Here is a 22,122-nt window from a genome sequence, read left to right on the forward strand (position 1 = left end):
TTTTATTAAATTTTCGCTGCCGGCCATTGACCCACAGTGACTCTTCCATGACCAGCATAATCTAGCTCAGTCACCACATATTGATAGCCATACTGTTCGAGTATCGCTCTGACATCATCGCCTTGTTGATAGCCATGTTCAAGTAAAATCCAACCTTTCGGTTGTAAATAATCTCGTCCTTTATCAACAATATAATCTAGATCGGCTAATCCTTTATTCTCTGCGACTAGCGCACTTAACGGTTCAAAACGCACATCACCTTGCGCGAGATGAGGATCATCTTGATCGATATAAGGGGGATTACTCACGATAATGTGAAATTTTTGATTATTTTTTAATGGTTGATACCAACTTCCGGCTAAAAACTGACAGTTATTAATTTCGAGTCTTTCTCTGTTCTCGTCAGCTAATATTTGTGCTTCAGGTTGAAGGTCAATACCTGTGATTTGGCAATCCGGCCGTTCGCTAGCAATCGCCAATGCAATCGCACCTGTACCGGTTCCTAAATCTAAAATCTGACATTGTGGTGTTAATTTATCGAGAGCTAACTCAACCAAACGTTCAGTATCTGGGCGTGGTATTAACGTCGCAGGTGAAACTTTTAAAGGCAATGACCAAAACTCTCGCCAGCCAACAATATAAGCAATGGGCTCACCACTTAAACGCCGGGTTATCAGTTGTTCTAATTGAGTCAATTGCGATTCTGTTAACTCTCTTTCTGGCCAAGTAAAAAGATAACTCGATGGTTTATCTAATACATGGCATAACAGTACCGAGACATCAATACGCGCAGAGTCAAAGCCTGCTTCTGCAAGTTTTGACTCTGACGTTTTTTGTACCATTTCAATGGTATTAATCATAATGATTAATGGTTCTCAGAAAGTGCAGCTAACTGATCCGCTTGATACTCTTGAAGTACAGGTTGAATCAAGCAATCGACATCACCTTCTAACACTTCATTTAAACGGTATAGTGTTAAGTTGATACGGTGATCCGAAACACGACCTTGCGGATAGTTATAAGTACGAATACGATCTGAACGATCACCAGAACCTAATAGGTTACGACGAGTATCTGACACAGCCTCTGCACGACGCGCTTCTTCAGCTTGAATAATACGAGCTGCAAGTACCGACATCGCTTTTGCTTTGTTCTTATGCTGAGAACGCTCATCCTGACATTCAACCACCGTACCGGTTGGTAAGTGAGTAATACGAATCGCAGAATCGGTGGTGTTAACGTGCTGACCACCAGCACCTGATGCACGGAAAGTATCAATTTTAAGATCAGAAGCTTTGATCTCTGGAAGGTCGGCTTCAGGGATCTCAGGCATAATCGCCACAGTACAGGCCGAAGTGTGAACTCGACCTTGAGATTCGGTTTCAGGAACACGCTGAACACGGTGACCACCAGATTCAAACTTCATGGTCCCATAAACGCCATCACCGCTAATTTTCGCGATCATCTCTTTATAGCCACCTTGCTCTGAAGCATTGGCACTCATCACCTCAACGCGCCAGCCTTTTTTCTCAGCAAACTTTGAGTACATACGGAATAAGTTACCGGCAAAAATACCTGCTTCATCGCCGCCCGCACCGGCACGAATTTCAACAAAACAGTTATTACCATCATTAGGATCTTTTGGCAGCAATAAGATTTGCAGTTCATCATTTAACTTTTCAATGACGGCATCTGCTTCTTTGATCTCATCTTTTGCCATTTCACGCATCTCTTCATCATCTTCTTTCAGCATCTCTTTTGCTGCAATCAGATCTTCTTGAGCTTGCTTAAAAGCATTGAAACAGTTAGTCACTTCCTCTAACTGTGAATACTCTTTTGATAATTCACGGAAACGGTTTTGATCACCAATAATTTCTGGATCACCCAGTAAGTACTGAACTTCTTCGTAGCGTTCTGCTAGTGTTTCTAATTTTAATTGAATCGATGGTTTCATAATTAGTGTCTAATATTACTGCGTGGTCAAACCTAAACTTTTACGGATAACAGTCAGCTGTTCCATATCACCTTCCTGTGCAGCCTGTTGCATTGCGCGGGTTGGTGAATGAATAAGTTTGTTAGTTAATTGATTTGCTAAGGAAGTTAACACCTCTTCTGGTGCAGCACCAGCAGAAAGCGCTTGTAAACCTTTATCTAAAAGAAGCTGTCTTAGCTCATTAGATTGTTGACGATAGTGCTTAATACTATCGACAGCTTCAAGGGAACGCGCCCAATTGACAAAGCTTTCGCTCTCTTGGGTAATAATAACCTCAGCTTGAGTGGCTGCCAGTTTACGTTGTTCTATGTTTTTTTCAACGATAGAGTGCAGATCATCCACGGTATAGAGGTAAGCATCCGCAAGATCGCCCACTTCTGGCTCAATATCACGAGGAACCGCAATATCGATTAATAACATGGGTTGATGATGACGCTTTTTAAAGGCTCGCTCCATCATCCCTTTACCAATAATCGGCAATGGACTCGCTGTTGAACTGATCACCATATCCGCTTGATGAAGATATTCAGGAATTTCTGGCAAGCTAATGGCTGTTGCTCCAAATTCATCAACAAAGGATTGCGCTTTTTCAACAGTACGGTTTGCGACAATCAATTTTTTTGTGCCATGCTGCGACAAATGTTTAGCAACCAGTTCGATTGTTTCACCAGCGCCAACAAGTAAAATAGACGTATCAGAAAGGGATTCAAAAATTTGTCGGGCTAGAGTACATGCTGCGAATGCAACGGAGACGGCATTACCACCAATATCGGTTTCAGTACGAACTCTTTTTGCAACACTAAATGTTGATTGAAAAAGTTTATCTAAGTGGCTTGAAATAGCATTTTGTTTCTTTGCATCCGTGTAAGATTGTTTAACTTGTCCTAAGATTTGGGGTTCACCTAAAACTAATGAGTCTAGCCCACAAGCCACTCGCATTAAGTGAACGATCGCTGCATCATCTTTATGTATATAAAGGCTTGGTTTTAGCTCATCTAAAGAAATTTGATGAAAATTTGCCAGCCAATTGATCAATTGATCTTCATCACCTGTTTCAGAAGTTGCGTAAACTTCTGTTCGATTACAGGTTGAGACAATAACAGCACCACTGATGGACTCTTTTTTTATTATTTGTTGTAACGCGTCATCTAATACACTCGGTGAAAAAGCAACTTTTTCACGCAATGCAATAGATGCGGTTTGATGATTGATTCCAAGAGCAATGATTGACATTAAAAGTACTATCCAAAACAGTGAAATTAATTGATGAAATATTCATTAATGATAATAACTCTCAATTAATAAGTAATTACAAAATTTTGCTGCCTAATATTACTGCATGCTTCACATGATGAGAAGAAATAGATCCGATTAAATGTTGCGTCAAGTAGCATAATAGTGGATGAAATAGGCAATATTGTCCCTTATCAGATAAATCAGAGTAGAGCATAGCGTAATAAATCGCTACACTATAGCTATTATATTATCTTGAGGCCTTACGACATTGAGATCTAAACTTCACATTCTGATCATTGCTCTTCTTTCTCTGATCACGGTCAGTTGTGCCACCGTACCCACCCCATCGGTTAAAGTCGAAAATTGGCAGCATCATCAACAAAAACTGTCTCAATTAACTCATTTTACGGCATCAGGAAAGATAGGTTATATCAGCCCTGAGGAGAGAGTGAGCCTTCAGTTCGAATGGCAGCAGCAAGATCAAGATACCTACCAACTTCGTCTCTCAACATTTTTGGGTGGTACCGTTTTAAAACTGAATGTAACGCCCCATAAAGTCACACTTGTTGATCGTGAAGGGAAAACTCACATTGGTCAATCGGCTTCCCTAATGGCTTATCAGTTAACCGGATTAATTTTGCCTATTGATGAGATGAAAGATTGGATTAAAGGATTGCCTACCGGCACTAATCAATACTCTTTTAATGAGCAACAACTAATTAAGCAATTAAATAAAGAGATAAATTCTCGTCAGTGGCAATTAACTTATAATCATTATCAAACCATCCATTTGGCAAATACCGATTTAGATCCCACAGATTTTAAAACTGGGACGATCCAACTGCCACAGAATATGGTATTAAGTCAAAATAAGCAGAAAATAAAATTTGTCATCAATAAATGGAACCTCAATGATAAATAATCCAATCCAATGGCCTAGCCCTGCGAAATTAAATCTTTTTCTCTATATCACAGGTCGTCGAGAAAATGGTTACCATGAATTACAAACCTTGTTTCAATTTTTAGACTACGGCGATACGTTAACCATTACACCCAACGATTCAGGTAAAATCACCATTAGTACGGAGATGCCCGGCGTTGAATTAACAGATAACCTTATCTATCGTGCTGCCATCTCACTGCAAAATGCGACAAAATCACCATTAGGTGCAGATATTGCCATTGATAAACACTTACCAATGGGGGGGATTAGGTGGTGGTTCGTCTAATGCGGCAACGACACTTGTTGCTTTAAACTATCTATGGCAAACAGAGTTAAGTCTCGATAAATTAGCAGAAATAGGGCTATCCTTAGGAGCTGATGTTCCCGTTTTCGTTCGTGGATTTTCCGCCTTTGCAGAAGGCATTGGAGAAGTGATTCAGCCAGCACTTCCTGACGAAAAATGGTATTTAGTCGTTAAACCTGAGATCAATATCGCAACGGCAGACATATTCAACCACAAAGAACTAACACGAGGTACACGAACTCGCAACATTTCAACCCTATTAGCACAAAAATACGAAAACGATTGCGAAAATATTGTAAGAAGATTGCACCCTGAGGTTGATAAGGCGCTTTCTTGGCTGTTAGAATATGCCCCATCTCGATTAACGGGAACCGGCGCTTGTCTGTTTTCAGAATTTGAATCAGAACAAGAAGCCAACAACATACTTAAACAACTACCGAGTGATTTAACCGGATTTGTAGCAAAAGGGATCAACGAATCTCCCCTACTAACCCAACTAAAATCACAACCATCATTGTAATTTGGACAAAACTCAGAGGTTTTTACTGTGCCTGATATGAAGCTGTTTACTGGTAACGCAACTCCGGAATTAGCACAACGCATTGCGGATCGTTTATACATTTCTCTTGGCGATGCGACAGTATCTCGCTTCTCTGATGGAGAAGTTTGTGTTCAGATTAATGAAAACGTTCGTGGCAGTGATGTATTCATCATTCAATCAACGTGTGCGCCAACTAATGATAACTTAATGGAATTAGTTGTAATGATCGATGCGCTACGTCGTGCTTCTGCAGGTCGTATTACCGCGGTTATTCCTTACTTTGGTTATGCTCGTCAGGATCGTCGTGTACGTTCTGCTCGTGTGCCTATTACTGCTAAAGTTATTGCAGATTTCCTATCAAATGTTGGTGTTGACCGCGTATTGACAGTTGATCTACACGCTGAACAGATCCAAGGCTTCTTCGATGTTCCTGTCGATAATATCTTCGGTACTCCTGTACTTCTTGAAGATATGGTAGCGAAAGATCTTGAAGATCCAATCGTCGTATCACCTGATATCGGTGGTGTTGTTCGTGCTCGTGCAACTGCTAAATCTCTAGATGATATCGATATTGCAATCATCGATAAGCGTCGTCCACGTGCAAACGTATCAAAAGTAATGAACCTAATCGGTGACGTTGAAGGTCGTGACTGTATTATCGTTGATGATATGATCGACACGGGTGGCACACTATGTAAAGCAGCTGAAGCACTGAAAGAACGTGGTGCTAAACGTGTATTTGCTTATGCAACTCACGCAGTATTCTCAGGCACTGCAGTACAAAACATTAAAGATTCAGTGATCGATGAAGTTATCGTGACTGACTCTATTCCATTAACTGAAGAGATGAAAGCGACAGGTAAAGTTTCTCAACTAACCCTATCGACTATGCTTGCAGAAGCTATTCGTCGTATCAGTAATGAAGAATCTATCTCAGCAATGTTTAACTCTTAAAAACAGCTTGCTAGATAAAAATTGCCTCGCTTAATGCGGGGCTTTTTTATGTCTATACCTAAAATAATTGGAGTTGCTCGTCGGCGGCAAGTAAATGAGACCTCAAGAGTATAGATGTTCTATATGATTGGGGCGAATGAGTGTAGTCAACAACCTAGCAGCTTCAAGTATGAAGGGTATACTTGCGTTAATTGTCAATTCAACAGCTTGAAATTATTGCGTTCTTGATACTCAAGATTATGGGTATTGCTAGTCTGCGGTAAAAGAGTGAGGGCTTATGAATATAGATCGACTCTGTGATTGTGGCGAACGAGTATTACCAACAACCTAGCCACTTCAAGTATGAAGCGTATATAATGATGAGAATGACCAGTATCGCTGTGACTTCAAGTAAGAAGAGGATAGTGGTACTATAGCGCCCAAGTCTGATGACGCATCTTAACGCGTGAATACAAGAGAGTAATTGTGAGCAACAAAATCAAACTTTTAGTGGGTTTAGCGAACCCTGGAGCACAATATCAACAAACTCGCCATAATGCGGGGGCTTGGGTGGTTGAAGAGTTAGCGCGCCAACATAATGTGACATTAAAGTTAGAAAGCAAATATTTTGGTCTAACAGGCCGTATTACTGTCGATGGTCAAGATCTTAGGCTACTGATCCCCACTACCTTTATGAACTTATCAGGTAAAGCGGTATCTGCATTAGCCAACTTCTATCGTATCAAACCAGAAGAGATCTTGGTTGCTCATGATGAATTAGATCTTCCTCCTGGTGTCGCTAAATTTAAAAAAGGTGGCGGTCACGGTGGCCATAATGGTTTACGTGATATCATTGCTAAAATGGGAAATAACAAAGATTTCTATCGTCTTCGTATTGGTATTGGTCATCCAGGACATAAAGATAAAGTCGCTGGCTTTGTTTTAACTAAAGCCCCAGCGCAAGAGTTTAGCAACACAGAGCAAGCGGTTGATGAAGCCGTTCGCTGTCTCGATATTTTACTGAAAGATGATCTAGCTAAAGCGCAAAATAGATTACACTCTTTCAAAGCTGAATAAATTAATAAATAAGGGTTACTAACCATGGGTTTTAAATGTGGCATTGTTGGCTTACCAAACGTAGGCAAATCAACACTATTTAACGCATTAACAAAAGCTGGTATCGAAGCAGCTAACTTTCCGTTCTGTACTATCGAACCAAACACTGGTGTTGTTCCTGTGCCAGATCTACGTTTAGATGCATTAGCAGAAATTGTTAATCCACAACGTATTCTACCAACGACGATGGAATTTGTTGATATTGCGGGTTTAGTTGCAGGTGCTTCAAAAGGTGAAGGTCTAGGTAATAAATTCCTAGCAAACATCCGTGAAACTGATGCTATCGGCCACGTTGTTCGTTGTTTTGAAAATGACAACATTATTCACGTCGCAGGAAAAGTTGATCCAGCAGAAGATATTGATGTGATCAATACTGAACTTGCACTTTGTGACCTTGAAACATGTGAACGCTCTATTCAACGCCAAGCTAAGAAAGCGAAAGGTGGCGATAAAGACGCTAAATTTGAGATTGCGGTACTAGAGAAAATCTTACCTCATCTTGAAGAAGGCGGCATGTTACGTGCTGTTGAGCTAACTAAAGAAGAAGATGCTGCGATTAGCTACTTAAACTTCTTAACAATGAAGCCGACTATGTATATTGCTAACGTTAATGATGATGGTTTTGAAAATAATCCATATCTTGACGTTGTGACAGAGATTGCAGCTAAAGAAGGGGCAACTGTTGTTGCTGTTTGTGCTGAAATTGAAGGTGAGATCTCTGAGCTTGAGCAAGACGAAGCAGAAGTATTCCTAGAAGAGATGGGGTTAACTGAACCTGGTCTAAATCGTGTTATTCGTGCAGGTTACGATCTTTTAACCCTACAAACATACTTTACCGCAGGTGTAAAAGAAGTTCGTGCATGGACAATTCCTATTGGGGCTACTGCACCACAAGCGGCAGGTAAGATCCATACTGACTTTGAAAAAGGTTTCATCCGAGCTGAAGTTATCGGGTATGACGCTTATATTGAATTCAAAGGCGAAAGTGGCGCGAAAGATGCTGGTAAGTGGCGTCTAGAAGGAAAAGATTATATCGTTAAAGATGGTGATGTTGTCCACTTCCGTTTTAACGTTTAATTTTCAAGCTAAATTAAATAACAATGAAACCAGTCTGTTAAGGCTGGTTTTTTTATATCCATTAATAAAGATAGTTATCACTTTTCTTTCATAAACTTAATTTCCCCATCAAAGAAGAAAATAACGCTAAAACCGCAAAAATTGGGGAATATCCCACCATTCTGTATAATTTTACAACGAACAAACTAAGAAATGAATTTTATGATAAAAAAGGGTTGACGGTTGCCCTTAGTATCAGCATAATGCGCCTCGCTGTCGTGACAGAGACTCTTCGAAAGAGGAGAAGAAATTATGACATTGGCTACGTAGCTCAGTTGGTTAGAGCACATCACTCATAATGATGGGGTCACAGGTTCGAATCCCGTCGTAGCCACCATTTGCGGAAATGGCGGAATTGGTAGACGCACCAGATTTAGGTTCTGGCGCCGTAAGGTGTGAGAGTTCAAGTCTCTCTTTCCGCACCATATTTTGGTTTTATTGATTAATCATTTATGATATTTTCAGTAGAACAGCTATTCAGAGTAGCAATTGGGATATCGCCAAGCGGTAAGGCAACGGGTTTTGATCTCGTCATTCCCAGGTTCGAATCCTGGTATCCCAGCCATATTTAAAGATAATAGTTACGACTATTACCTTATGCGGAAGTGGCGGAATTGGTAGACGCACCAGATTTAGGTTCTGGCGCCGTAAGGTGTGAGAGTTCAAGTCTCTCCTTCCGCACCATTACATTGTTTAGTTAATTAAGTTTAATTAAACCGCTGTAAAGTTGGCCTAATAATATTTATATTAGTTAGGCGATGAATAACAGCAATTGGGATATCGCCAAGCGGTAAGGCAACGGGTTTTGATCTCGTCATTCCCAGGTTCGAATCCTGGTATCCCAGCCATATACAATAATAAATTGAGAAATCAGTTTATTACGGCTACGTAGCTCAGTTGGTTAGAGCACATCACTCATAATGATGGGGTCACAGGTTCGAATCCCGTCGTAGCCACCATGAATAAAATGCGGAAGTGGCGGAATTGGTAGACGCACCAGATTTAGGTTCTGGCGCCGTAAGGTGTGAGAGTTCAAGTCTCTCCTTCCGCACCATTTTATACAATTTGACTCGTTTGATACTTGAAACATAAAATCATACCTAAATAATGATTTTATGACTGATAATGAGTTAAATCGCTGTGAACATTGGTCTGATAATAGCAATATTAGTGAGACGATAAATAACAGCAATTGGGATATCGCCAAGCGGTAAGGCAACGGGTTTTGATCTCGTCATTCCCAGGTTCGAATCCTGGTATCCCAGCCATATACAATAATAAATTGAGAAATCAGTTTATTACGGCTACGTAGCTCAGTTGGTTAGAGCACATCACTCATAATGATGGGGTCACAGGTTCGAATCCCGTCGTAGCCACCATGAATAAATGCGGAAGTGGCGGAATTGGTAGACGCACCAGATTTAGGTTCTGGCGCCGTAAGGTGTGAGAGTTCAAGTCTCTCCTTCCGCACCATTACAACTATTTAGTTAGAGTTTCTAGCTAAACGCTGTTGAGAGTTGGTCTAATTTTAGATAGAATTCATCAGCAATTGGGATATCGCCAAGCGGTAAGGCAACGGGTTTTGATCTCGTCATTCCCAGGTTCGAATCCTGGTATCCCAGCCATATTTAGAGTGATTGATTAATCATATCAGTGACTTTGCGGGAATGGCGGAATTGGTAGACGCACCAGATTTAGGTTCTGGCGCCGTAAGGTGTGAGAGTTCAAGTCTCTCTTCCCGCACCATATTTAAGTAAGTAATTTATTACTAACTTTCAGCGTAAGCTGTAAAACAATTTGCGGAAGTGGCGGAATTGGTAGACGCACCAGATTTAGGTTCTGGCGCCGTAAGGTGTGAGAGTTCAAGTCTCTCCTTCCGCACCATTATAAGTGCTATTGATATTCTTGTTTTTATTAACAGTTTATTAAGTTAGCAATTGGGATATCGCCAAGCGGTAAGGCAACGGGTTTTGATCTCGTCATTCCCAGGTTCGAATCCTGGTATCCCAGCCATATTAAGAAACTCGTCTTTTGACGAGTTTTTTTTTGCCTAAAATTCAGTACCATATTTCAACCTATTTATACTTATTCCTTCTTCCCTATTTAGACTTACTTTATACCCAAAGTAATTGGCGTTGTTAGTCGGCGGCAAGTGAGTGAGGCCCCATGAGTATAGGTGTACTATATGATTGGGGCGAATGAGCGTAGCCAACAACCTAGCAACTTCAAGTAAGAAGGAGATACTCTTCAGACCTGAAGTTGCTAGATATAATCAGCGCTTGATTACCATTTTCATTGCAAACATTCAGAGTAAATTTGGGACTTTTTAATGGTAGATAAATAATGACATGGATCCTCTTCACTTTTCTTGCGGCCTCAATGCAAGCATGGCGTAACGCCTTTCAAAGCCAACTCAGTAAAAATGTTAACATCGCTGGAGTGACATTAGCTCGCTTTATTTGGGCAACGCCGATTGCCGCACTTTACCTTTTAGCTCTCTATCTTTGGCAACCAACTCAACTACCAACGATAACCGCCAAGTTTAGTAGTTTTATTCTTGGTGCTTCAGCAATGCAGATCTTAGCTACTTGTTTAATGGTCAAACTGTTTAAGATGAAAAATTTTGCCGTTGGTGCTGGTTTAGCAAAGAGTGAGGCATTAGTTGCCGCAATCCTTGGGGTGCTATTTTTTGGCACCCAACTCTCTTGGATTGGTGGGCTTGGGGTATTCATCGGCAGTATTGCGGTCTTTTTAATGAGCAGTAAGCAAGGATATAAACAACTTTCCTTGCCAACAATTCTATTAGGATTAGCGTGTGGTACAGCTTTTGCCTTAACGTCTCTTTGGGTTAGAGAAGCGAGCCTGAACTTAGATCTGCCTTTTCAACATCGAGCCGCTTGGGTTTTACTACTGGTTCTCTCTATTCAAACCATCGTTTTATTACTCTATGCTTATTTTGTTGATAAAAGAACAGTGAGTGGGTTATTAAAACAACCAAAGTTAACGCTTCTTACGAGTATAACGAGCTGTATTGGTTCAATTGGCTGGTTTAGTGCTATGTCTTTACAGGCCGTCCCCTATGTGAAAACCTTAGGACAAATTGAAGTATTCTTTACCCTTCTCATTGCTGTCTTCTGGTTAAAAGATAAGGTGAAAATAAAAGAGGTATTAGGATTGATTTTAATCGCTATCGCAGCAATTTTAGTGATGTGGGGATAACGTTAAATAGCTGAAAAGTCAAAGTGCCGTTGAGAGATTCATCAGCACTTTTTTGACGTTAATTAGCAGACCAATTCATTATTTTAAACCAACCGCATACTTAATCAATTCATGCTTAATGAAACCAGCACGTTGAGCCGCAGCAAACCCTAAATTACGAATAATCTTCAATGGTGTGATATTGTTACTAAATCCTGCATAGAAAAAATCCATCCCACTCTGCATCAGCAAGTTATCATTTCGACGCTTACTCTGATATTGACGTAAAGTCTTTTCAGATGCCCAATTCTCTTTGTGCTGCTCAATAGATTCGAGTAGCGCTTTAACATCTTTAAAGCCTAAATTTACGCCCTGCCCAGCAAGTGGATTAATAGTGTGAGCTGCATCACCTAACAGAACAATATTGGGCTGCCAATATGATTGAGCATGACGACGTGTTAATGGGAAGCTTCCCGATGCATCAACAGTAAACTCGCCAATCAAATCAGGAAATGCATGAATAATCTGATCCTTCAATTGCTCAGGGTTTAAATTCTGAAGCTGCTTGATTCTTTTTGGGGAGTCATACCAAACTAAAGAGCCTTTTTGTCCCGACAGTGGTAAAAAAGATCGCGGCCCTGACGGCGTAAACCATTGCCAAGTAATATCTTGCTGTGGTTTTTCGGTTGAAATATTTATCAACATACAGTGTTGGCGGTAATCCCATGAGGTTAAGCCAATTTTGGCCCATTGGCGAACTTGAGAGTTTGCGCCATCTGCCCCAACCAGTAATTGAGTATGCAGAGTTTCACCACTGCTTAAATGGATATCAATGCCATCATCAGATCGAACTATTTTGCTCATCGTTGTTGAACTAAAGCATTTTAAATTTAACAATGATTCGAACTGCTGCCAAAGTCCGAGTTGAATTAGACGATTTTCAACAATAAAACCTAATTGTTCAATATTGATTTCATCAGAATGAAAACTCACTTTGCACTCAGGATTTTCCCACGTGGCTAACTCTTTATAAGGACAAATACGCATCGCTTTTATCGCATCCCAAGCCCCTAAGCTCTCTAGTAACTCAACGGAAGCATGAGAGATAGCAGAAACTCGCAAATCCATATCTTGTTCACGTTCAAATGGTTTCGGAGTGTGCGCTTCAATAATGGCAACAGATTTACCTTGTTGCGCTAACCCTACCGCTGTTGCTGCACCAACCATTCCGCCGCCCACGATAACTACATCAAAACTTTTCATTTATCTATCCATAATCAGAGATCTAGCGCTATTGTATCCTTCTATCCACTTAAGCAAAAGCACCCCTCCCACATTTGTCACCCTATCGCTATCAACCTTAATTCATAGAGTTTCTTAACGAAAGTCCCGTTAAACAGGCTCAATAACGGTATTGGTACTACTTGAATAGGGCGAGCGAAAGTAGCCAACAACCTAGCAACTTCAAGTAAGAAGGGTATAGTCACCGACAATGGAAACAAGTACAATAGCCCGCTTGCATGATAAATAGCCCGAGTTTTACCCTCGTCTATCTGTTTATCTACATTAATTAGAAAAGAGTAAGAGTACATGACTAAGAAACTGCTTATTAAAACCTGGGGTTGTCAGATGAATGAATATGATTCATCTAAGATGGCTGATCTATTAAACGCTGCCAACGGGTATGAACTAACTGAAGACCCGAAAGAAGCTGATGTCTTGTTACTGAATACTTGCTCTATCCGTGAAAAAGCACAAGAGAAAGTGTTTCACCAGCTTGGTCGTTGGAAGACATTAAAAGATACTAAACCTGATCTTGTGATCGGTGTTGGTGGTTGTGTTGCAACTCAAGAAGGTGACCATATTCGTCAACGCGCACCTTATGTTGATGTTATCTTTGGCCCTCAAACGCTACACCGCTTACCTGAGATGATTAAACGTTCAAACAGCGAACATATGCCTGTTATGGATATTTCATTCCCTGAGATTGAAAAATTCGACAGCTTACCTGAGCCAAGAGCTGAAGGTCCTACTGCTTTCGTTTCTATTATGGAAGGCTGTTCTAAATACTGTACTTACTGCGTTGTTCCTTATACACGCGGTGAAGAAGTTAGCCGTCCTCTTGATGATGTGTTATTTGAAATTGCTCAACTTGCAGAGCAAGGCGTACGTGAAGTAAACCTATTAGGTCAAAACGTAAATGCGTACCGTGGATTAATGCATGACGATGAGATCTGCTCTTTTGCAGAACTGCTTCGTCTAGTTGCAACCATTGATGGTATTGACCGTATTCGTTATACCACCAGCCACCCAATTGAATTTACTGATGACATCATTGAAGTCTATGAAGATACCCCTGAATTGGTGAACTTCTTACACTTACCGGTACAGAGTGGCTCAGATCGTATTCTTACAGCAATGAAACGCCCTCATACTGCGATTGAATACAAATCAAAGATCCGAAAATTACGTAAAGTTCGTCCTGATATCTCAGTAAGCTCTGACTTTATTGTTGGCTTCCCTGGTGAATCAGTTCAAGATTTCCAAGATACGATGAAACTGATCCGTGATGTTGATTTTGATATGAGCTACAGCTTTATCTTCTCTCCTCGCCCAGGAACACCAGCGGCAGATTACCCTTGTGATGTACCAATGGAAGAGAAAAAGCAACGTCTATACGATCTTCAGCAACAGGTAAATAGCCAGTCAATGCGCTACTCTCGTCAAATGTTAGAGACTGAGCAACGTATTCTTGTTGAAGGCCCATCACGTAAGAATCCAATGGAACTTCGTGGACGTACAGAGAATAACCGCGTGGTTAACTTTGAAGGACAGCCTGATCTTATCGGTCAATTTGTTGATGTTAAGGTTACAGAGGTCTATCCTAACTCTCTACGCGGTCAATTAGTTCGTGTTGAAGCAGACATGGATCTTCGCATGGCAATGTCTCCAACCGAAATGATGGAAAAAACACGTAAAGAAGATGAACTAGGTGTAGGTACATATACGCCATAGTCACATTAATTGGTCAGGGCAGTCTCATGCTGTCCTGACAATTTGAGAGGTAACTTTGAGTAAAATAATCACTGCTGAAACCATCCTAGAGCCATCAGATAACCAACGATTAATCAGTTTTTGCGGCCCTTTTGATGACAATATAAAACAATTAGAACGTCGTTTAGCTGTTGAGATTAACTACCGAGGCAATACTTTTACGATTACCGGCCAAGAGTATCGCACCAAAGCCGCTATCGATATTTTACAAAAGCTTTATGTTAATACTGCACCAATGAAAGGTGTTATTGGGGATCTCGATCCTGAACAAGTGCACTTAGCAATTAAAGAGAATGGAATCCTCGATCAGAATAGCGATACTAATCATCTTTATAATAAAGCCGCGGTTATCAAAACCAAAAAAGGCGTTATTAAACCTCGCACCCCCAATCAAGCAAACTATATTTCTCATATTTTCTCCCATGACATCACGTTTGGTATTGGCCCAGCAGGTACAGGTAAAACCTACCTTGCCGTTGCCGCAGCTGTTGATGCATTAGAGCGCCAAGAAGTCCGCCGTATTCTTTTAACTCGCCCAGCTGTTGAAGCTGGTGAAAAGTTAGGTTTCTTACCGGGTGATCTGAGCCAGAAAGTAGATCCTTACTTACGTCCTCTTTACGATGCCTTATTTGAAATGCTTGGCTTTGAACGTGTTGAAAAACTGATTGAACGTAATGTTATCGAAGTTGCACCATTGGCTTATATGCGTGGCCGTACGTTGAATGATGCATTTATTATTCTTGATGAGAGCCAAAACACCACTGTTGAACAGATGAAAATGTTCTTAACCCGTATCGGCTTTAACTCAAAAGCGGTGATTACGGGCGATATCACTCAGATCGATCTTCCTCGTCATACCAAATCAGGTTTACGTCATTCGATTGAAGTATTAGGTGAAGTGGAAGAGATCAGTTTTAACTTCTTTGAGTCTAATGATGTGGTTCGTCACCCTGTTGTTGCTCAAATTGTTGATGCTTATGAGCGTTGGGAAGTGGCAGATCGTAAAGCGACTCAAGCAGCAGAACAGCGCCGTAAGGCAGAACGTGAAGCAGAAGCTAAATCACAATAATTAGTTAAGTAGAAGAAGTGAGTATTTATGGCTATTTTTGTTGATCTACAAATCGCAACAGAGCAAGAAGATAACCTCCCGTCAGAACCAGCATTAGTCACTTGGGTTGAAGCGGCGGTTGGAAAAGCCGTTCCCGATGCTGAATTGACCATTCGTATTGTTGATAGCGAAGAGAGCCAACAACTCAACAGTGAATATCGTGGAAAAGATAAACCAACCAATGTGTTATCTTTTCCCTTTGAGCTGCCTGATGGGGTTGAGCTCGATCTACTTGGTGATTTGGTGATCTGTAAAAGCGTGGTGGAGCAAGAAGCCAAGGAGCAAAATAAGCCATTACAAGCTCATTGGGCACACATGGTTGTTCATGGCTCGCTTCACCTTCTTGGTTATGACCATATTGATGATGAAGAAGCGGAAGAGATGGAGAGTCTTGAAACCGAGATTATGCAACAGCTTGGTTTTACTGATCCTTATCACGAAGAAAAAAATTAGTTCATAATATTGATGTCTTTCGCGTCATAATATAGCGTATGATGCAAATAATATGAGTTAGGGTTAATCCTAGCTCTATTTTACTAAATATTAAATATTGATAGTTACACAATCAAACTATCATTTCCCTAAAGTTGAGGCTAAACAAAACCGAACAATGAACGACGATAACTCTCAAAATGAAGAAGGTCCGAGTCGAAAATCTTTTTTCGAACGTATCGGTCAAATATTTCAAGGTGAACCTAAAGATCGTAAAGAGTTAGTGGATGTATTCCGTGACTCAGAAGAAAACCACCTGATTGATCATGACACCCGAGATATGCTTGAAGGAGTCATGCAGATATCTGAACACCGCGTTCGTGATATCATGATCCCTCGTTCACAAATTGTCACTATCGACAATACGCTCACTCTCGAAGAAGTGGTTGAAATCATTACTGATGCAGCCCACTCCCGTTACCCGGTTATCAATGAGAATAAAGATCACGTAGAAGGTATTCTTCTAGCAAAAGATCTTCTTCGTTACCTAAGACCAGGGATTGAAGAGTTTGATCTGAAAGATATTATTCGCCCTGCCGTTATTGTCCCTGAAAGCAAACGTGTTGACCGTCTGCTCAAAGAGTTCCGTGAAGAGCGCTACCATATGGCGATTGTTGTCGATGAATTTGGTGGTGTGTCTGGTCTTGTTACTATCGAAGATATTTTAGAAGAGATTGTCGGCGAAATTGAAGATGAATTTGATGATGAAGAAGAAGATGATATCCGCCAACTGAGCAGACATACCTTCTCTATCAAAGCATTAACAACGATAGAAGAGTTTAACGATGCCTTCTCAACCAAATTCAACGATGATGAAGTCGATACATTAGGTGGTTTAGTTTCAATGACATTTGGCCATCTACCTAATCGTGGTGAAACCATTACAATTGATAAATACCAGTTTAAAGTAACAGCAGCAGACAACCGTCGAATCCTTCAGCTTCAAGTGACTATCCCTGAAGGAACCCCTCAACCCACACTTGATAATTAGATAATGACATTCAATTTATCTCTAAAAGTACGGCTCCTTGCAGCCGTACTGATAGGCGCAGCAACAACCCTTGCCTTTGCACCTTATCATCTCGCATTTATCGCACCAATTTCAATCGCACTTCTTTTCTTACTGCTGCATAACTTAAAAACCAAACCATCTGCTTGGGTTGGCTTTTCTTGGGGATTTGGCCAATTTGCGACAGGGATCAGTTGGGTTCATGTCAGCATCGATAACTTTGGTGGACTCCCTAAATTTGCTAGTGTCTTAATGATGTTTTTGTTGGTCAGTTACTTGGCTATCTACCCAACACTATTTGCCGCTGCTTGGGCGAAACTAACCCCAAAATTTAATCGGTTACGCTTTTTTATTGCCGCGCCCGCACTCTGGTTAATCTCAGATTGGTTACGTGGTTGGGTGATGACAGGATTTCCTTGGCTTTGGCTCGGCTACAGTCAAACAGATAACCCACTACGTGGTTACGGCCCATTACTTGGTGTAGAAGGGATCACCTTAGCATTGATCTTTATTGGTTCAGCGATAGCCTATTTTATATTATTGCTAAATAAAGAGTTTCAACAATATAAAGCGCAAAAAGATCGCCTACAATCAACTACTAAAATTGCAGCACTGAATCTGTTTTTTACTTTTGTTAGTGAGTCCCTAACTAATCGTCGACTACAACAAGGGTTAACACTTTCTATCACCATTATATTAACCGTAGCTCTCACTGCATCTGGGTTAAACAAAACTCAATGGGTACAAAAAGTACCTGAAAAGAAAACCAGCTTTGCTCTCATTCAAGGTGATATCGATCAAGCTAAGAAATGGTTACCAGAGCAACGCTGGCCAACATTAATCAAATATAATGATCTGACTCGTGAAAACTGGAATGCGGATATCATCATCTGGCCAGAAGCCGCTATACCCGCGACAGAACAAGAATTACCCGCATTTTTAAGTCAATTAGACAGTGCCGCAAAAAATAATGATTCAGCATTAATTACTGGGGTATTAGATCAAAAGCCCTATACTCGCGATCAAAATAATCAATTACAAATGGGTAAGATCTACAATAGTATTTTGACCTTGGGTAATAATGGCGATGGAGATTATAATTACTCGACAGCGCATCGTTATAGCAAGCATCACCTATTGCCTTTTGGTGAGTTTGTGCCATTTGAAGAGTTTTTGCGACCAATTGCACCTTTCTTTAATCTACCCATGTCCTCTTTTAGTCGAGGTTCATTAGTGCAAAAGAATATCACAGCCCACGGACTGCATTTAGCGCCCGCACTCTGTTATGAGATCGCGTTTGGTGATCAAGTCCGTCGTAATGTTGATAACAATACGGATCTGCTATTAACTCTCTCTAATGATAGTTGGTTTGGTCATTCGATTGGCCCGCTACAACATATGCAGATGGCAAGAATGCGCTCGATCGAATTAGGCCGTCCATTGATCCGCTCTACCAATAATGGCGTGACGGCAATTGTTGATGAGAAAGGAGATATCACCGCCTCACTGCCTCAATTTGAAACCGGTGTACTACGCGCCGATGTCACACCAACAACAGGTTTAACCCCCTATAATCGTTGGGGAAGTTGGCCGCTGATAATCTATGTAATAATAAGCTTATCGATTGCGATTATTTGGCGCTTCAAAGCTAACTCTAAAGATAAAGAGTAACGTTAAATTGAAAGTGAAACAAAAATGAAGGGAGAATAAGGCGATCTCCCTTTTTATTGAGATGAATACTGGCAGGTAAAATATTGAAGTGATTAAGGCTCAAGTAATTGACGAGTAAAGTGATCATGATGACACTTGTCACAAGACTCGAGGGTTTGAGGGTGATCATAAATCGTTGTATGTTGACACTTTTCACACACCAATTTACCTAACCCTACAATTTCTCCTGCTTTATAAATTCCTTGATGTTCGATATCATCAAGTAGCTCAGTCCATTCAACTTTTGTTTTGTCGGTAATTTCAGCTAATCCATGCCATGCTGTATCGATAAGCGAGTAATAAAATGGACTTTCTGAAAAAGCACCTTTACTTTGTTGATATTCAGACGCAAACTCTGCCATATCGCGCTGAAAATATTTAGATATAATCGCCCATTCATCTTTACTCATTGTTGTCGCTGCATTAATGTATTGTTCAGATACATCAATCCAACGATTGAGAAGCTCGGGGCTAGTTTGTATCACCTTAGTTACATGCTCTAATAATGCTTCATACTGCTTTTTTTGCTTAGACATAACTCACCTCTGCATATCAGCTATTGTTGCGATGCGATCCTTTAGTTATTCTATACCTAAAGTAATTGGAGTTGCTAGTCGGCGACAAGTCAGTGAGGCGCCATGATTATAGCTGTACTATATCATTGGGGCGAACGAATGCAGTCAACACCCTAGCAATTTCAAGTAAGATGGGTATATGTAAAGAAACTAGTTACTCTATACTAAAAACAACGTCGTGATCATGTTGATCTCACAAAATCCGGATACTTAATAATGCAAGAACAATATAACCCTAAAGATATTGAATCCAAAGTTCAGCAACATTGGGACAATAATAACACCTTTATCGTGACCGAAGATCCAAATAAAGAGAAGTTCTATTGTCTATCTATGTTCCCTTACCCAAGTGGCCGTCTCCATATGGGACACGTCCGTAATTATACTATAGGTGATGTTGTCTCTCGCTTCCAACGCTTACAAGGCAAAAATGTGATGCAGCCAATCGGTTGGGATGCATTTGGTCTACCAGCGGAAAATGCAGCGGTTAAAAACAAGACTGCACCTGCACCTTGGACGTATGAAAATATTGAGTATATGAAAAACCAACTGAAGCTTTTAGGCTTTGGTTATGACTGGAATCGTGAGTTTGCAACATGTACACCTGAATATTATCGCTGGGAACAAGAGTTCTTTACTAAGCTATATGAAAAAGGTTTAGTTTATAAGAAGACCTCTTCGGTTAACTGGTGTCCAAATGACCAAACTGTTCTCGCTAATGAACAGGTAGAAGATGGTTGCTGCTGGCGTTGTGATACTCCAGTAGAACAGAAAAAAATTCCACAGTGGTTTATTAAAATCACTGAATACGCACAAGAGCTATTAGACGATCTAGACAACCTTGAAGGTTGGCCTGAAATGGTAAAAACCATGCAGCGTAACTGGATTGGTCGTTCAGAAGGTGTTGAACTCTCTTTTGCTGTTAACGGTGAAGAAGCGCCACTTGAGGTTTACACTACACGTCCTGATACCTTAATGGGTGTAACCTATGTTGCTATCGCTGCGGGTCACCCACTAGCAGAAAAAGCGTCTAAGAGTAATCCTGAACTTGCTGCATTTGTTGATGAGTGTCGTAACACCAAAGTTGCAGAAGCTGAATTAGCCACCATGGAAAAACGTGGTATGGACACTGGCTTAACTGCGGTTCATCCTCTAAATGGCCGTGAAGTGCCGGTCTACGTCGCTAACTTTGTTCTTATGGATTATGGAACAGGCGCTGTCATGTCGGTTCCTGCTCACGATCAACGTGATTTCGAGTTCGCTAAAAAGTATGGCATCGATATTACTGCGGTTATTACGCCTGAAGATGGTTCTGAATTAGATATATCTGAAGAAGCTTATACCGAGAAAGGTAAACTATTTAACTCCGGTGAGTTTGATGGCTTAACGTTCCAAGCGGCATTTGATGCCATCGCAACAAAGCTTGAGTCAGAAGGTAAAGGCAAAAAGACCGTTAACTTCCGTCTACGTGACTGGGGGGTATCTCGTCAACGTTACTGGGGCGCACCAATCCCAATGGTAACAACAGAAGATGGTGAAGTTCACCCTGTCCCTGCTGATCAGTTACCTGTAATCTTGCCTGAAGATGTGGTAATGGATGGCGTAACTAGCCCAATTAAAGCCGACAAGTCATGGGCTGAAACCACCTTCAATGGTGAACCAGCACTACGTGAAACGGATACTTTTGATACCTTTATGGAATCATCGTGGTATTACGCGCGTTACTGTTCACCACAAGCTGATGATATTCTAGATCCAGAAAAAGCCAACTACTGGCTGCCTGTTGATCAATACATTGGTGGTATTGAACACGCATGTATGCATCTACTTTATTCACGTTTCTTCCATAAATTACTACGTGATGCAGGTTATGTGACTTCTGATGAACCATTCAAGCAACTACTTTGTCAGGGAATGGTATTGGCTGATGCATTTAGCTACACCACAGAGAAAGGTGGCAAAGAGTGGGTTGCGCCGACGGATGTTACTGTAGAACGTGATGCAAAAGGTCGTATCGAAAAAGCGGTCGATAACCAAGGTCGTCCAGTTGATCACTCAGGCATGATTAAAATGTCTAAATCAAAAAACAACGGTATCGATCCACAAGAGATGGTTGATAAGTTCGGTGCAGATACGGTACGTCTATTTATGATGTTTGCTTCTCCTGCCGACATGACACTTGAATGGCAAGAGTCTGGTGTTGAAGGTGCTAACCGTTTCTTACGTCGTGTTTGGAAACTAGTTAATGAGCACGTTTCTCAAGGTGCAGTAGATCCGTTAAATATTGCCGCATTAACTTCAGATCAAAAAGCACTACGTCGTGACCTTCATAAAACGATTGCAAAAGTGACAGATGATATTGACCGTCGTCAAACATTCAATACTGCGATTGCTGCCATTATGGAGTTAATGAACAAACTGGCTAAAGCGCCTCAAGCAAGCACCCAAGATCGAGCGCTACTTGATGAAGCACTAAAAGCGGTTGTTCGTATGCTTTATCCTATCACTCCACACATCTGTTTTGAGATGTGGCAGAGCCTATCTGAGAGTGACATCGATGAAGTCTTATGGCCAGAAACAGATAAATCAGCACTTGTTGAGAGTGAAAAACTGATTATCGTACAGGTCAACGGTAAGCTACGTGCAAAAATGACCGTTGCCGCAGACATCACTAAAGAGCAGGTTGAAGCTTTAGCGATGGATGACCCAAATGTAACTAAATTTGTTGAAGACAAAACTATCCGCAAAGTAATTTTTGTACCGGGTAAACTTCTCAACATCGTTGCTAACTAAA

General features: G+C 40.9%; 16 protein-coding genes, 14 tRNA genes and 1 pseudogene. 26 read left to right on the top strand and 5 right to left on the bottom strand.

Annotation, left to right across the window (positions count from 1 at the left end; genetic code table 11):
* Nucleotides 1-5: 5 nt before the first annotated feature.
* Genes prmC through hemA form a run of 3 tightly spaced genes read right to left on the bottom strand, consistent with a single transcriptional unit; the run spans nt 6 to nt 3,226 of the window.
* Complete coding sequence (gene prmC / locus L0B53_RS17730) at nt 6-860, bottom strand: peptide chain release factor N(5)-glutamine methyltransferase (RefSeq protein ID WP_311197306.1); 855 nt, start codon at nt 858-860, stop codon at nt 6-8.
* Nucleotides 861-865: 5 nt separating this feature from the next.
* Nucleotides 866-1,954 carry a peptide chain release factor 1 gene (gene prfA, locus L0B53_RS17735; protein WP_235060896.1) on the bottom strand — a complete coding sequence of 363 codons (1,089 nt, stop codon included), beginning with the start codon at nt 1,952-1,954 and terminating at the stop codon, nt 866-868.
* A 15-nt stretch (nt 1,955-1,969) separates the two neighbouring features.
* Nucleotides 1,970-3,226: a glutamyl-tRNA reductase gene (hemA, locus tag L0B53_RS17740; protein ID WP_235060897.1), complete on the bottom strand. Its 1,257-nt coding sequence runs from the start codon at nt 3,224-3,226 to the stop codon at nt 1,970-1,972.
* Nucleotides 3,227-3,497: 271 nt separating this feature from the next.
* Between hemA and lolB the strand changes: the two genes are divergently transcribed.
* The 20 genes and pseudogenes from lolB to L0B53_RS17840 all read left to right on the top strand — a co-directional run bounded on the left by lolB (nt 3,498) and on the right by L0B53_RS17840 (nt 11,401).
* Complete coding sequence (gene lolB, locus L0B53_RS17745; RefSeq protein WP_235060898.1) at nt 3,498-4,151, top strand: lipoprotein insertase outer membrane protein LolB; 654 nt, start codon at nt 3,498-3,500, stop codon at nt 4,149-4,151.
* A pseudogene (ispE, locus tag L0B53_RS17750) lies at nt 4,141-4,996 on the top strand (4-(cytidine 5'-diphospho)-2-C-methyl-D-erythritol kinase). The gene lolB and the pseudogene ispE overlap by 11 nt, the downstream one beginning before the upstream one ends.
* A gap of 27 nt (nt 4,997-5,023) precedes the next feature.
* Nucleotides 5,024-5,971, top strand: coding sequence for a ribose-phosphate pyrophosphokinase (locus L0B53_RS17755; protein ID WP_235060899.1), 948 nt, complete (start codon nt 5,024-5,026; stop codon nt 5,969-5,971).
* A 465-nt stretch (nt 5,972-6,436) separates the two neighbouring features.
* Nucleotides 6,437-7,027 carry an aminoacyl-tRNA hydrolase gene (gene pth / locus L0B53_RS17760; protein ID WP_235060900.1) on the top strand — a complete coding sequence of 197 codons (591 nt, stop codon included), beginning with the start codon at nt 6,437-6,439 and terminating at the stop codon, nt 7,025-7,027.
* Between the two features lie 24 nt (nt 7,028-7,051).
* Nucleotides 7,052-8,143 (top strand): redox-regulated ATPase YchF, encoded by a 1,092-nt coding sequence (gene ychF / locus L0B53_RS17765; protein WP_235060901.1) that lies wholly within the window; start codon nt 7,052-7,054, stop codon nt 8,141-8,143.
* Between the two features lie 299 nt (nt 8,144-8,442).
* Nucleotides 8,443-8,519, top strand: a tRNA-Met gene (locus L0B53_RS17770).
* 3 nt (nt 8,520-8,522) lie between these two features.
* Nucleotides 8,523-8,607, top strand: a tRNA-Leu gene (locus L0B53_RS17775).
* A 65-nt stretch (nt 8,608-8,672) separates the two neighbouring features.
* Nucleotides 8,673-8,747, top strand: a tRNA-Gln gene (locus L0B53_RS17780).
* Between the two features lie 34 nt (nt 8,748-8,781).
* Nucleotides 8,782-8,866, top strand: a tRNA-Leu gene (locus L0B53_RS17785).
* An 89-nt stretch (nt 8,867-8,955) separates the two neighbouring features.
* A tRNA-Gln gene (locus tag L0B53_RS17790) sits at nt 8,956-9,030 on the top strand.
* A gap of 34 nt (nt 9,031-9,064) precedes the next feature.
* Nucleotides 9,065-9,141: transfer RNA gene (locus L0B53_RS17795), tRNA-Met, on the top strand.
* Between the two features lie 10 nt (nt 9,142-9,151).
* Nucleotides 9,152-9,236, top strand: a tRNA-Leu gene (locus L0B53_RS17800).
* A 139-nt stretch (nt 9,237-9,375) separates the two neighbouring features.
* Nucleotides 9,376-9,450: transfer RNA gene (locus L0B53_RS17805), tRNA-Gln, on the top strand.
* Between the two features lie 34 nt (nt 9,451-9,484).
* Nucleotides 9,485-9,561 (top strand) — tRNA-Met (locus tag L0B53_RS17810).
* Between the two features lie 9 nt (nt 9,562-9,570).
* Nucleotides 9,571-9,655: transfer RNA gene (locus L0B53_RS17815), tRNA-Leu, on the top strand.
* A 77-nt stretch (nt 9,656-9,732) separates the two neighbouring features.
* Nucleotides 9,733-9,807 (top strand) — tRNA-Gln (locus L0B53_RS17820).
* A 36-nt stretch (nt 9,808-9,843) separates the two neighbouring features.
* A tRNA-Leu gene (locus L0B53_RS17825) sits at nt 9,844-9,928 on the top strand.
* 53 nt (nt 9,929-9,981) lie between these two features.
* Nucleotides 9,982-10,066 (top strand) — tRNA-Leu (locus L0B53_RS17830).
* Between the two features lie 54 nt (nt 10,067-10,120).
* Nucleotides 10,121-10,195, top strand: a tRNA-Gln gene (locus L0B53_RS17835).
* 330 nt (nt 10,196-10,525) lie between these two features.
* Nucleotides 10,526-11,401, top strand: a complete 876-nt coding sequence (locus L0B53_RS17840) for a DMT family transporter (RefSeq protein WP_235060902.1) — start codon at nt 10,526-10,528, stop codon at nt 11,399-11,401.
* 78 nt (nt 11,402-11,479) lie between these two features.
* Here L0B53_RS17840 and L0B53_RS17845 read toward each other — a convergent pair whose 3' ends face one another.
* Entirely contained in the window at nt 11,480-12,643 is a 1,164-nt protein-coding gene (locus L0B53_RS17845) for a 2-octaprenyl-3-methyl-6-methoxy-1,4-benzoquinol hydroxylase (RefSeq protein WP_235060903.1), read from the bottom strand.
* 327 nt (nt 12,644-12,970) lie between these two features.
* On the opposite strand from L0B53_RS17845, the gene miaB reads away from it, so the two are divergent.
* The 5 genes from miaB (at nt 12,971) to lnt (ending at nt 18,714) form a co-directional block, all read left to right on the top strand.
* A complete protein-coding gene (gene miaB, locus L0B53_RS17850; RefSeq protein ID WP_235060904.1) occupies nt 12,971-14,395 on the top strand; it encodes a tRNA (N6-isopentenyl adenosine(37)-C2)-methylthiotransferase MiaB in 1,425 nt (474 codons plus the stop codon).
* 55 nt (nt 14,396-14,450) lie between these two features.
* Nucleotides 14,451-15,503 (top strand): PhoH family protein, encoded by a 1,053-nt coding sequence (locus tag L0B53_RS17855; protein ID WP_235060905.1) that lies wholly within the window; start codon nt 14,451-14,453, stop codon nt 15,501-15,503.
* 27 nt (nt 15,504-15,530) lie between these two features.
* Nucleotides 15,531-15,995 (top strand): rRNA maturation RNase YbeY, encoded by a 465-nt coding sequence (ybeY, locus tag L0B53_RS17860; RefSeq protein WP_235060906.1) that lies wholly within the window; start codon nt 15,531-15,533, stop codon nt 15,993-15,995.
* Between the two features lie 157 nt (nt 15,996-16,152).
* Complete coding sequence (gene corC / locus L0B53_RS17865) at nt 16,153-17,025, top strand: CNNM family magnesium/cobalt transport protein CorC (protein ID WP_235060907.1); 873 nt, start codon at nt 16,153-16,155, stop codon at nt 17,023-17,025.
* A gap of 3 nt (nt 17,026-17,028) precedes the next feature.
* Complete coding sequence (gene lnt / locus L0B53_RS17870; RefSeq protein ID WP_235060908.1) at nt 17,029-18,714, top strand: apolipoprotein N-acyltransferase; 1,686 nt, start codon at nt 17,029-17,031, stop codon at nt 18,712-18,714.
* 92 nt (nt 18,715-18,806) lie between these two features.
* On the opposite strand, the gene L0B53_RS17875 is transcribed toward lnt, so the two are convergent.
* Nucleotides 18,807-19,289: a zinc ribbon-containing protein gene (locus L0B53_RS17875; RefSeq protein WP_235060909.1), complete on the bottom strand. Its 483-nt coding sequence runs from the start codon at nt 19,287-19,289 to the stop codon at nt 18,807-18,809.
* Nucleotides 19,290-19,544: 255 nt separating this feature from the next.
* Here L0B53_RS17875 and leuS point away from each other — a divergent pair, with 255 nt between their 5' ends.
* Nucleotides 19,545-22,121: a leucine--tRNA ligase gene (leuS, locus tag L0B53_RS17880; protein ID WP_235060910.1), complete on the top strand. Its 2,577-nt coding sequence runs from the start codon at nt 19,545-19,547 to the stop codon at nt 22,119-22,121.
* Nucleotide 22,122: the final 1 nt, after the last annotated feature.

Origin of the sequence: Vibrio sp. SS-MA-C1-2, assembly GCF_021513135.1 — a bacterium.
Taxonomy (GTDB): domain Bacteria; phylum Pseudomonadota; class Gammaproteobacteria; order Enterobacterales; family Vibrionaceae.